Annotated in this window: 11 protein-coding genes; 6 read left to right on the forward strand and 5 right to left on the reverse strand. The window is 42.8% G+C overall.

Features of this window, described 5'->3' with window-relative positions; translation table 11 throughout:
- Positions 1-72 precede the first annotated feature (72 nt).
- Positions 73-1,854, forward strand: coding sequence for a glycoside hydrolase family 9 protein (locus NK987_RS07805; protein ID WP_259263382.1), 1,782 nt, complete (start codon positions 73-75; stop codon positions 1,852-1,854).
- Between the two features lie 275 nt (positions 1,855-2,129).
- Here NK987_RS07805 and hemN read toward each other — a convergent pair whose 3' ends face one another.
- Positions 2,130-3,491, reverse strand: coding sequence for an oxygen-independent coproporphyrinogen III oxidase (gene hemN, locus NK987_RS07810; protein WP_259263383.1), 1,362 nt, complete (start codon positions 3,489-3,491; stop codon positions 2,130-2,132).
- Between the two features lie 200 nt (positions 3,492-3,691).
- On the opposite strand from hemN, the gene NK987_RS07815 reads away from it, so the two are divergent.
- Together NK987_RS07815 and tnpA are read left to right on the forward strand one after the other, a co-directional pair.
- Positions 3,692-5,065, forward strand: coding sequence for a Gfo/Idh/MocA family protein (locus tag NK987_RS07815; protein WP_259263384.1), 1,374 nt, complete (start codon positions 3,692-3,694; stop codon positions 5,063-5,065).
- A 295-nt stretch (positions 5,066-5,360) separates the two neighbouring features.
- Positions 5,361-5,822, forward strand: a complete 462-nt coding sequence (gene tnpA, locus NK987_RS07820; protein ID WP_259263385.1) for an IS200/IS605 family transposase — start codon at positions 5,361-5,363, stop codon at positions 5,820-5,822.
- A gap of 116 nt (positions 5,823-5,938) precedes the next feature.
- On the opposite strand, the gene NK987_RS07825 is transcribed toward tnpA, so the two are convergent.
- Together NK987_RS07825 and NK987_RS07830 are read right to left on the reverse strand one after the other, a co-directional pair.
- Positions 5,939-7,057, reverse strand: coding sequence for a Gfo/Idh/MocA family protein (locus NK987_RS07825; protein ID WP_259263386.1), 1,119 nt, complete (start codon positions 7,055-7,057; stop codon positions 5,939-5,941).
- Between the two features lie 10 nt (positions 7,058-7,067).
- The gene (locus tag NK987_RS07830; RefSeq protein WP_259263387.1) at positions 7,068-8,102 is read right to left on the reverse strand and encodes a galactitol-1-phosphate 5-dehydrogenase; all 1,035 of its coding nucleotides are present in this window, start codon (positions 8,100-8,102) and stop codon (positions 7,068-7,070) included.
- A gap of 223 nt (positions 8,103-8,325) precedes the next feature.
- On the opposite strand from NK987_RS07830, the gene NK987_RS07835 reads away from it, so the two are divergent.
- Entirely contained in the window at positions 8,326-8,547 is a 222-nt protein-coding gene (locus tag NK987_RS07835) for a hypothetical protein (RefSeq protein WP_258424692.1), read from the forward strand.
- A gap of 208 nt (positions 8,548-8,755) precedes the next feature.
- Positions 8,756-9,325: a pentapeptide repeat-containing protein gene (locus tag NK987_RS07840; RefSeq protein ID WP_259263388.1), complete on the forward strand. Its 570-nt coding sequence runs from the start codon at positions 8,756-8,758 to the stop codon at positions 9,323-9,325.
- A 211-nt stretch (positions 9,326-9,536) separates the two neighbouring features.
- Here the strand turns inward: NK987_RS07840 and NK987_RS07845 are convergent, their stop codons facing one another.
- A complete protein-coding gene (locus NK987_RS07845; protein WP_259263389.1) occupies positions 9,537-11,180 on the reverse strand; it encodes a putative ABC exporter domain-containing protein in 1,644 nt (547 codons plus the stop codon).
- On the reverse strand, positions 11,173-11,889 hold the full coding sequence (locus tag NK987_RS07850) for an ABC transporter ATP-binding protein (RefSeq protein ID WP_258424695.1): 717 nt from the start codon (positions 11,887-11,889) through the stop codon (positions 11,173-11,175). Before NK987_RS07850 ends, NK987_RS07845 begins: the two co-directional genes overlap by 8 nt.
- A gap of 118 nt (positions 11,890-12,007) precedes the next feature.
- On the opposite strand from NK987_RS07850, the gene NK987_RS07855 reads away from it, so the two are divergent.
- Positions 12,008-12,622 (forward strand): hypothetical protein, encoded by a 615-nt coding sequence (locus NK987_RS07855; RefSeq protein WP_259263390.1) that lies wholly within the window; start codon positions 12,008-12,010, stop codon positions 12,620-12,622.
- Positions 12,623-12,678: the final 56 nt, after the last annotated feature.

The raw sequence follows: 12,678 nt of genomic DNA on the forward strand, positions 1-12,678 counted from the left end.
CCAATTTTGCTATTTTCAATCTTGAATCCACTTGAAAATCTCCATTCATCAATTACCCAAAATTGAAAGAGCATGTTGTTAAATTTTAAAATCCTGTCTGTTTTTCTGTTGTTACTGAATAATCTCTTTTCCACTGAAGAGACCCACATCCGCATCAACCAACTCGGTTACCTTCCTTCCGATACCAAAGTTGCGGTTGTTTTCAGTAAGAATACTGTCAAAGAAAACTTCCAACTTATCAACCAAGCCACAGGAAAAGTAGCTTTGGAAATCAAGCCCGAAAGACTCCAAACCAACGAATGGGGAGGTTTCCTGTATTGGGAAGCGGATTTTTCTCAAGTAACCGAACCCGGTGCCTATTTTCTCCAAGGGAAAAAAAGCAAAACCCAATCCTCGGTTTTTCCGATCGGGGAGGGGACATACACCGGACAACAGGAATCTCTTTTGGAATTTATGAGGCAGCAGCGCTGTGGTTACAATCCTACTTTGGACATGGTCTGCCATGCAAAAGACGGACGGACATTTTTTGGACCAATGGCAGACAGCACCTATGTGGACCTGAGTGGCGGTTGGCACGATGCCGGCGACCAACTCAAATACCTCATCACTTCCAGCTATGCGACTGCACACATGCTGATGGCGTATGAATTGTATCCCGACAGGTTTGAGGACATGGTAAATGCCTTGGGTCAATCCGGCCCAAACGGAATCGCGGATGTATTGGATGAAGCCAAGTGGGGCCTTGATTGGATTCTCAAAATGCATCCGGCACCTGACCAATTATTCCATCAGATAGCTGACGACCGTGACCACAGGGGTTTTAAGATTCCAAACCAGGACAACGCGGATTATGGTTGGGGTGCCAATTCTTACCGCGCAGCATACTTTGCAACAGGAAAGCCACAGGGCTTGATGAAGTACCAAAGCGAGGCGACCGGAGTGGCCAACCTTGCCGGAAGAAGTGCTGCGGCTTTGGCTTTGGCGTCAAGGATCTGGGAAAAGGATTTGAAAGATCCGGAATTTGCCGGGACATGTCGGAAAGCTGCAATTTCACTCTACCAAATGGGCAGGAATCAGGAAGGCTACCAGCAGGGTAATTCCTACGGTGCGCCATATCGATACAATGAAGAGACTTGGGCGGATGACATGGAGTGGGCTGCCGCTGAATTGTATAAAACCACCAAGGACAAAAACTACCTGGAGCAAGCCAAGAAATATGCAATACTGAGCAATACAGCTGACAGTTGGACCGTCAAAGACTCTGCTTCCCATTACCAGTTGTATCCATTTATCAACATAGGACATTTTTCACTTCATGGCGTTGTGGATGCTGATTTCCAAAAAACCTTGGAAGGATATTACCTTGACGGAATCAAATATACCCTGAAGCGGGCGCAGCAAAACCCCTTTCATGTGGGAGTTCCTTTCATTTGGTGCAGCAATAATCTCTTGACAAGCTTGGCAACTCAGGTGATTTTGTATGAGAAAATGAGCGGGGACAAACAGTTTGAACCCTTTTTGAAAGCCCAACGGGATTGGCTTTTTGGTAGAAATCCATGGGGAACATCCATGTTTACCAAAATGCCTGAAGGAGGAGAATATCCGGTCGAGGTGCATACAGCGCCTTATGTGTTGTTGGATATGCAGGTGCCCGGAGGATTGGTGGATGGACCGGTCTATACTTCGATTTACAACAATCTACTTGGTTTGCGGCTTTTGAAACCGGATGTTTTTGCCCAATTCCAAAATGAACATGTCGTCTACCATGACGATGTGGGCGATTACAGCACCAACGAACCCACCATGGACGGCACCGCCGGGTCGATTTTGATGATGACGCATTTTAGTAGGTGAAAAAGTCCATGGTCCACAGTCCATAGTCCACCAACATCAATTCTTTAGAAATCATGTTCCTAAAAATTAAGCATAAAAAAATGTTCCCCTAAGGTAAAAATTGAAGAAAGAGTAAGAAATCTAAAAAGCCCCAAATCGGGGCTTTTTATATAGTTATACGGGTTTACAAAAACGACTAAAGCATTTAATGATATTAGTGGATATTGGGATACGATTTGAAATTACTTCAATTAATTAACCAAATAACCAATAACCATTAACCAAATAACCATTTTTCAAATCGACTTACTGAATCCAAACTTCCTTTCCTCTTTTTCCTGCATCCTGAGGTCAAAAACCATGCATACGTTGCGGACAAATGGAAGTCCTGTAGCCAGGATTTTGATTCCCTTGGCGTCAAATTCGATGATTCCCTCTTCAGCAAATGTTTTGAGTTTGTCCCAATTCCTCTTTCCCAATACAGAATAGTAACAGAAGTTCCAATCCGCTTCATGGTTGCAGATCAGTTTCAAAATCAGGTTTCTGGTTTCGATGTCTTCCTTGGACATGATGTGTCCTTTGCTGATGGCAAAATGTCCCAAGCTGATTTGTTCTTTGTAAAGGTCAATTTCCTTGGTGTTTTGGGCGTAGGCATAATACACATCGGAAATGGAACTGTTGCCCAAGCCCAACAATATCTTGGACGGCGAGGTGGTATAACCCATGAAATTACGGTGGAGGGTTTTGTTTTTCTTGGCGATATAAAGCGGGTCATTTTCCAAGGCAAAATGGTCCATTCCAACTTCTAAGTACCCCATCTCGGTGAGGATCTGTTTTCCTTTTTCGTAGAGATTCCTTTTTTCGGATTCCTTGGGGAGAAATTGCTCAAAACTTTTTTGGGCAGGAAATGCCGATGGCAGGTGCGCATAGCTGTAGAAGGCAATGCGGTCCGGTTTGAGTTCCGCGACTTTCTCAAAAGTAGCACTGATCGTCTCGGCTGTCTGATGTGGTAGGCCATAGATCAGGTCAAAATTCACTGAAGTATAACCGATTTCCCGTGCTACATCGGTGGCTTCCTTGACACGCTCAAAGGGCTGAATGCGGTGGATTGCTTTTTGGACTTCCTCATTGAAATCCTGAATGCCGTAACTCACCCTGCGGAAACCCAAATCAAACAAAGTCTGCAAATGTCCGCGGGTGGTATTGTTGGGATGTCCCTCAAAACTGAATTCTGCATCGGGCATTACTTCCGAACTTCCGGTAATCAAACTGAGCATTTCTTCCAATGATTCAGGGGAAAAAAATGTGGGTGTCCCCCCTCCAAGGTGGATTCCGGCAAGTTTGGGTTTTGTATCCAATATATTCAGATAAGCATCCCACTCATTCATGATCGAAGTGATGTAGGGCGTTTCTACAGCGTGGTTTTTGGTGATCCGCTTGTTGCAGCCGCAGTAGGTACAAAGGCTTTCGCAGTAAGGAAGATGGATATAGAGCGTGATTCCTTCAGATTCCCCAAAGTCCTCATAGGCCTTTTTGACCAAACTGATCCAACCTCGTTCTTTGAGGTCGTCGGCCCAAAGAGGTACTGTCGGATAGGAGGTATAGCGTGGTGCCGGTACGTTATATTTTTGGAGAAGTCGTGGTGCGATTGCTGTCATTGCTACAAATATTTCCCACAAATTTCACTTTTTAGGCTGCGGATTTTCATGACCAATACTGCTGGAGAAGATGATAAATGTCATGGTTTTGTTTTGGAGGCATGATTTCCTTCCATAAAAAAATCTGATTCTACCCGAAAGAAAAGGATGGACAATAAAACTTAATTTGATATTTTTAAGATCAACCAACATTCTAACCCATGAAAACCCATTCCACTGATTCTTCACGAAGAAAATTTTTAGCAAAATCCGCAACACTCGCAGCAGGTTCAGTTTTTCTCAATGGCATTGCAGAAGCTCTTACCCTCCATGACAATCCTGCTGCAAAAATGAAAATTGCCCTCGTTGGTTTGGGAGTTCGAGGAGCCAATATGTTTGGGAGAGACGTCCAAAATGTCTACAAGGACCAGGTTGAATTTGTAGGTCTTTGCGATATCAATCCCGGTCGCTTGGACTTTGGAAAAAAGTACCTTGGAGTGGAATGTCCGTTATTTACCGATTTTGACCAAATGTTGGTTGAGCGTAAACCTGACGTAGTCATCGTCACCACAATGGATTCGACCCACCACATCTTTATCATCAAGGCCTTGGAAGCAGGGATCAATGTCATCACTGAAAAACCGATGACCACAGATGAAGACAAGTGTCAGGCTATTCTAGACGCCGAGCGTAAATCCGGCAAGAAGGTCATCGTCACGTTCAATTACCGCTATTCTCCCCACCGTCAGCGGATCTATGAAATTCTCCGCAACGGTGAAATCGGTGACATTACGTCTGTGGATTTTCATTGGTACCTGAATACCTCCCACGGGGCAGATTATTTCCGCAGGTGGCATGGGTACAAAGCAAAAGGAGGTACCCTACTAGTCCACAAATCCACGCACCACTTTGACTTGCTCAATTGGTGGTTGGACTCAGATCCGGAGGAAGTTTTTGCCTATGGCGCTTTGGAGTTTTATGGAAAAAACGGCCCTTTCCGAAGCACCAATTGCCGTCCCTGTCCGCACAAATCCAAATGCGATTTTTATTGGGACATCACCAAAAGCAAGCACATGGTGGAACTTTATGTCAATAATGAGCACCATGACGGTTACCTGCGAGACGGCTGTGTTTTCAGGGAAGACATTGATATTTATGATAAAATGGCCGTTCAGATCCGGTATATGAATGGGGTGCAGGTGAGCTACTCGCTTACGACATATTCACCCTATGAAGGTTACCGGATTGCCTTTAACGGTACCAAAGGCCGCGTGGAGGCTTGGATCAAGGAAAGCCAACCTTGGGAGGAAAAGGAGGAGGACGAAATCCGCCTGACCAAAAACTTTGGAGAAACAGAATTGATCGTGATTCCCCATGGCGGCGGTGGTCACGGAGGTGGGGACACACGTCTCAAAGATAAACTTTTCCTGGATCCCAATATGGCCGATCCTTACCGCCAATCCGCCGGAACCCGTGACGGAGCCATGTCCATCCTCGTCGGCATCGCCGCCCGCAATTCCATCGAATCCGGCAAACCCATCAAAGTCGCCGACCTGACAGATATTGAATTGAAGAAGAGTGGGAGGGGGAAGTAGGGAAGGACGGAAGTCGGAAGACGGAAGTAGGGTGGTTTAGAGAATGGGATCGAGTTTTCATTTAAAGATTCGAGATATGATTGTCCATTTTGAACCCCGAAGGAGTGATAATATTATAGGAAAAGATTATTGTTTTACCATCAAAACCCCGAAGGCGTGATATGCTAAATAACCTAAACATTTCTGCAATTTTCATTCTAAATGTATTCTCTATTTTGAACCCCGAAGGGGTGATAGTATTATAGAAAAAAAATTATTGTTTTACCACCAAAACCCCGAAGGGGTGATATGCTACATGCCTGGAACATTTTCCCAAATCTATATTCAATATGTATTTGCCGTGAAGGGCAGAGAAAACCTCTTGCTAAATCCTTGGCGAGAGGAGGTGTTTAAATATATGGCAGGAATTATAAAAGGTAAAAACCAGAAACCTATAATTGTAAATGGTGTAACTGATCACGTACATGTTTTTGTTGGACTTAAACCTGCGATGTCAATATCTGATCTTATCAGGGATGTTAAAAACAATTCTTCCAACTTCATCAATGAAAATAAATTTGTAAAAGGGAGGTTCGAATGGCAGGAAGGATATGGTGCGTTTTCTTATTCCCATTCCCAATTGGATAATGTTTATCAATATATTTTAAACCAAAAAGAGCATCACTGGAAAACATCCTTTAAACAGGAATACATTTCATTTTTGAAGAAGTTTGAAATTCAATATGAAGAAAAATATTTGTTCGATTGGATTCAATGAAACATGTCACCCCTTCGGGGTTTTTGCTTATGAGATCTTGGTTTTCTATAATCTTGACACCTCTTCGGGGTTTGTCAAATCTTGATTTTCACCAAACTCTCGAATCCCTTATCTATTCACTCTTTCAACCTCCCATCCATATCTTTTCTGTCTTTTTCTGGGAATAGGGGGAATTTGATGGGTTTGTTGTCGCGGGTAGAGCGGTAGATGGCAGTGAAAAGCTCTACTGTTTTTCGTCCCTCTTCGCCTGTGATGAGGGGTTCTCTTCCTGCAGTAAGTGCGTCCAAAAATTCCTCGATCTGCTTTTCGATATAATGGACTGTGGGATCGATGCTGTTGAATATCTCTGTGTCTTCTTTGGTCCATTGTTCGATGAGGTGTTCCTCCCCCGGAACTGTCCAAAGGTCATTGACCGGTGGCCCTGCGATGCCCGATACGCCTGCGATAAACATGGCGCCGGCTTCAGGGGTGACACCTACTGAAGCGCCATTGCTGCCGTGAATCTGTACTTTGGTATGGATTCCCGGTTTTTGGCAATTGCTGAGGAAGATGCTTCCGAGGCCACCGTTTTTAAATTTTACAATTGCTAAAGCTGTGTCTTCGACTTCGATATAAGGATGGGTCATATTGGCCCAAGTACCATATACTTCATCGATTTCTCCCATCAGCCATACAAGCAGGTCAAGTTGATGTGGTGCCTGATTGACCATCACGCCGCCGCCTTCATGTTCCCACGAACCTCTCCAAGGGTCGGATTTGTAGTATTTCTCATCTCTCCAACTCAGCATGTTAATGGTGCCGAGGATGGGTCTGCCGATTTTGCCATCGTCAATGGCTTTTTTCAACCTGATGACCGGTTCATAGAATCGCCTTTGGCTGATTGTTCCCAGTTTCTTGTTGTATTTTTTTCCCGCAGCAATCATCACATCACAGTCCTCCAAAGTTGAGGCCAAGGGCTTTTCGACAATCACATGTGCGCCTGCTGCCATGGCTTCGAGCGTTGGATCGAGGTGATTTGGATGCGGCGTGCAGACCATGACAAGGTCGAGTTTTTCCTTTTCCACCATCTCCGTGATATTGTCATAGGCATTGACTCCATATTCAGAAGCAAAAGATTTTGCTTTGTCTAAAGTCCTGCTGTATACTGCCGCAAAATCCGATGTTGGCAGGTGTTTCAATGCTTTAGCGTGGAGGTGGGCTACTTTGCCGCATCCGATGATTCCGGTTCTATACATGTTGGTTAGGTTAGGGTTGAAGGATTACTTTGTTCAGTCCGGGTTCTTTGGCATAAAGCCTTTTGAACCAATCTGCACCATCTTCCAATGGGGCTGTAGCGCTAAGCAATGAATCTACATCGACAAGTCCTTTTTCGATCAATTCGAGCACAATGCCGTATTCTCCCGCGATGGCACAACTGCCCTGCAACCGGACTTCCCGGGTGACAACAGCCTGAAGCGGGATTTCTACTTTTGGAGAAATATTGCCCACCAAAGTCACAGTCGCCGCTTTTCTTACATTTTCAATCGCCATTTTGATCGTCGCACTGACTCCGACCGCTTCGAAAGCGACATCGGCGCCACGGTTGTGGGTGAGTGCCAAAATGGATTCATGGATATTGGAATCTGTTGCAGAATTGAAAGTATGGTCTGCGCCGAATTTTTTGGCAAGGGCCAGTTTTTGGTCATCGATGTCAATAGCGATGATGGTACCTGCATTGGAAAGTTTGAGCAACTGTACCAAAAATAGCCCAATCATACCGGTGCCTACTACCAAAGCCGTGTCACGGAGGTTTATGGGAGTGAGGTCGATCGCATGTGCCGCGACTGCTACTGACTCCACCATCGCCGCCTGCTCAAAAGTCACCGAATCCGGTAAATGGTAAAGGATGTGCTCGGGTACAACAACATATTCCGCAAAAGCGCCATGCCTTTTATATTCCTTGGGAGAAACGCCAAGAACCATTCGGCTATCGCTGAGGTTGTATTTTCCTTTGAGTGTGTACCAATCGTCAAGGTCGTAAACAGTAGAGTCGAAAGTGACCCGGTCGCCGACCTTGTAGTTTTTAACCGCCGAACCAGCTTCGACTATCACCCCGGATGCCTCGTGTCCCATGATAAGGGGTGGATTTCTCCTCCCCGAACTCCCGTCAAAACCGTGGATATCACTTCCGCAGATCCCGCAGGCCTTGACCCTAACCAAAACCTCATTGGGTTTATATTCCGGTTCGGGCATGTCTTTATACACCAGATTATTGTAGGATTCAAGTACCAGCGCTTTCATAGTCAGGGGCAATGAGTTAGAAATTAAAAATAAGGGAAATTTTGAAGAAAAGGGAAAGCTTCTGGTCGAATGGAACAATTAGATGCGGAAAGGATTCCGTTCCATTAATTTCTTTAAATTCTAGTACAAATAAATGGTAAGAATTTCGATGAACGAGATTTATTGAATCTTTTTGTAAACCAATTTTTCGTAAAAATCCTTACATTCAATTAAAGTTACGGCCATGATTAAAGAAACTGAGTTAAGAAACAGGCTTTCCAAAAAAATCAAACAGATACCTTCAGATAAACTGGAGTTGTTGGAGAATTTTATCCTTAAGCTTGAAAATCCTGCCTTATATAAAGAAGAGATTTTATCTTTTTCTGGTTCTTGGAATGATTTGGATAAGGATACAGTAAATGATTTTACTGAAAGATTGATTTCCAGAAGGGTAAATAGCAATTGAATTAAGAATTTATTTTTTGCCAAATAATGTGTGATATTTAAATACAATTTTTCGCACTCATTTTAAAACTCTTAAGATCAAATAATGAGTTGGTAACAGAAACAATATCAATGAGTATCCAATATCAATTAATATCTAATAGCATTGAATTGTATTTGGAAAGTGTCAGAATTGCAGATCAACCAAAAAATATATAGAACCTCTAAGTATGCCTTCCTATTTCCAATCCCAAACTTTCACCAGTGCTGATTTCGAATCCAAACTTTTCAAAAAAGGAGAATATGAGTCATGTACATTCAAGGGTGCCGATCTGGCAAATGCGGACTTGTCAGGATCGGTTTTTATTGAATGTGAATTTTTGGGTTGTAACCTGAGCATGGCAAACCTCTTCAAAACTGCATTTAGAGAGGTGGTTTTCAAAGACTGCAAGTTATTGGGTTTGCGTTTTGACAAATGTGAAATTATAGGTCTGGTATTGGGATTTGAGAATTGTGTTTTGGACCATGCTTCATTTTTCAGAACAAAGCTGCAGAAGACGGTAATCAAAAATTGTAGGTTGAAGGAATCTGACTTTTCAGAAGCAGATTTCAGTGCATCCGTTTTTGACGGTTCTGATCTTTCAGGAGCGGTTTTTGACAATACCGTTTTGGAAAAGGCTGATTTCAGGCTTGCTTTCAATTTTAATATCGATCCCGACCGGTGCAGGATCAAAAAGGCAAAGTTTGCCCTTGACGGACTGCCAGGATTATTGGGGAAATATGGGATTGAAATTGGGTAGTTCAAGCATAGTTCAAGTCTTTGGACTTGGACTTCCTAATTCACTTCCTGATTTTTTTTACCGCAATGGACACGAAGGTATCGCAATGGTCGCAAAAAGGGGATTTCGAAATTTTATCACAGAGTGCCCAGAGGAAACAGAGCAGCAGATTCATTCATAATTGAATTCATCATTTATTTTCCTCTGCGTCTTTGCGTGAGCTAAAAAATCATCACATTTCCTTAAACTCCACCTTGCTTATGATATCCAAGGTCACGTGCAGCATCACTGCTGCCACAATGAATATACCCATGCTGACGCCGGTCATCGCAAATATAAATTGTCTAGAAATGACAAACCCAAATACTCCTGCCGCCAGAGAAGGAAGAATTCCAAACAAAAACACCCCTCCAATAATAACGGGCTTGATCAGCTTCCGGTCCCATCCTTCGTCAAAACCCACTTGTGTAGTCAGTGTTATGGCAAAGCCGGTCAGGTAAAATGCTATCATACAAAAGGGAAAAAGGAACATCAATCCCCAGCTCAAATCTGCGATTAGCACTGTTGGGATAACCATAATCACCGACATAATCAATGTCTGATAAATATCAAGTTTGATCATGTTCCAGAATTTGGAAGTCCAAGAAGCAGGAATCAAAATGAAATATGGCTTTTTGAGATCTCCAATACTTGTCCTTCCCATTCCAGCCATAAAGTACATACCAACCATCATGATCAAATAGCCATAAATGATCTTATGAGAAAACCAATCAAAATTGGATAAAATAGCCATAATGATGGCAATGGCTGAAAATCCCAAACCATATAGCCCAAATAAAGGGTGAAAATCCTGTCTTGAACTGTGAACGTAATTTCTCCAATACAAAGCCGTGGCACCGGTTCCGAAGTCTTTCAGTTCCAGTTTCTTGTTGAGGTTGAGACTTCCTGTAGATTCAGAAGCCTGCTGTTTTCCTTTTGCTTTTTCCTTAACCTCCTCATTGGATTGGGTAGAATCGAGTACATCTTCGTAATAATATCCTGCGTGGGTCAGTACCAATTGCACAATTATCAAAAAGGAAAGAAGATAAACGCCGATAAAGCCGAGGGAAATCCAGATATTATTATGACTGACAAAAGTGATAATTCCACGGCTCCAACCAACCAATGGAAAGAAATCAAACCAAGGAGAACTGATCCAGGCAAACATTCCCTGCCAGAATTTCTCCGCCATAAGACCTGGGATCAAGATCATCAGGAGAAGGATCACCCCAAGTGCAAAAACCCCGTTTTTGATATAACACAAGATATTGTACTTGGTATTGAGGGTGTAGATCAGAAACTTGATTGGTGAAAGAATAAAGAAGAACATGGTCACTCCGATGGACATCAAGATCAGATTTAAAGGAGTGAGGTCAAAAACATCATTGAGTTGGGCAGTGCTGTAAATTACAAAAATAAAAGAGCCTCCAAGCGAAGGAACAATTGACCGTATCATGTAATACATCAATAACTTTGGAGGGGAAACGGGAGAAGTGAAAAGCAAGTTCACATCTGCCATACTGAAGAAACTGATATTTTTCTTTGTGGCTCTATAAAGCTGAAACATCAAAAAAGCCAAAGCCAAAAGGGTAATTCCCCCGGCAATATTCTGAACAGCAAAATCAACCTGTTCGAATTGCCCGGCAGCGTCCTGAAGGTTTCCGATTTCCTCGGTATTGATTTCAGACTTTTTTCCACTTCTACGGAAATAGAAAAAACTGAAATAGCCCAATACAAATATGTAAGGTAACAGCCTCAGGGGATTTCTAAGGATCAGCTTTATATTGTTGACCAGAATAAAAAGGTCTTTGCGGATTAGAAGTTTGAACTCATTCATCTTTGGTCAATTCTAAAAAGAGGTCTTCTAAACTTGAATCGCCGGCACTGCTAAAGGCTGTCTTGAGATTAGATATGGTATCATTTCCGATGATATTGCCGTCTTTCATGATCATAATCCGATCTGCGATTGTTTCCACACTATCGATGAGGTGTGTACTAACCAAAATGGTTTTTCCTTGGTCTTTGAGCTCCTTGAATATTTTTTTGGTGTTTTTGATGGCTTTTGGATCAAGTCCGATCATTGGCTCGTCAAAAAACAAAACCTGTGGATCCGGCAACAAGGCACAGCAGATAGAAACTTTTTGACGCATGCCTTTAGACAGATCACGGCCAAGTTTGTCTGCTTTGTCCGTCAGGTCATAGATTTCCATCAGTTCGGTTGCTTTGTCTTTCCAATCCTTGATGCCATAAGCCTGTGCAATAAACTGCATGTGTTCTTTGACGGTCAGCAGGTCATAAACATGTGGTGTTTCAGGGATGTAGGAAAAATATTTTTTTGCCGCTACCGAAAGATGGTCATGACCAGCGATCTGAATTTCACCTGCGGTTTTGCGAAGCAGACCCACGATACATTTCATCGTGGTACTTTTACCGGCTCCGTTTGGACCTAATAGCCCGACCACTTCACCGCCTTGTAATGAAAAACTGATGTTGTTGACGGCGTTTTGCTTACCGTATTTTTTGATTAATCCTGAAACCTCAAGCATGATGGCGTACGTAAAAGTTTTTGATCTTCGGCAAATGTAACGCCTTCGGCGGATTTTGGTTTAAGACTTGAAGATAAACGTCGATTTTCTTACATTAACCAACATAATTCAAGACCACATGAAAAAAATCATCATTACACTTTTAATAGTACTCAGTGTGAATCTGGCTTTCGCACAGCAAGAAGACAGGTTTAGAGTAGGAATGGATTTTGGCTTCGCTGTTCCGAAAGCCGGAGGTGGAGGTGCATTATTATATCTTGAACCTAAATATAATTTCAAATCCAACATGAATATCGGATTGAGATTTGGGGTAGTAGGCATGGCGCGAGACGTGGTTTACAATACCTCCAATGAAACAGTCAAAGGAGAGGTTTCAGGCAATGGATCATTTGCCCTGACTTATGACTATCATTTCCACAAAGAAGGAAGTAATTTTGCACCGTTTTTAGGAGCGGGTGTTGGTAGGGCCTTGTTCTCAAACCTAGCTATTGAGGACCCAATAGGTGATGGAGATGATATTGGGCAGCTTTCTACAAATTCCGCAACTTTTGGAATGGTCCGAGGCGGTTTTGAAACAGGTAAGTTCAGGCTTTCCCTAGATTATAATTTTTTACCTGTCAGCGATATTGTGGATGTGAGTAACAATGTCATTGGAGAAACTGAGAACAGTTATTTCGGAATTTCGCTGGGTTTTTTTGTAGGAGGAGGAAGGTGGAGGAATTCCAGTTTCTGATTTAAAAATCAAAATCGCATTGGTCTAGAATAACCAATGCGATTTTTTATTTTTCC

Source organism: Aquiflexum gelatinilyticum, from assembly GCF_024813435.1.
GTDB classification, from domain to species: Bacteria; Bacteroidota; Bacteroidia; order Cytophagales; family Cyclobacteriaceae; genus Cognataquiflexum; species Cognataquiflexum gelatinilyticum.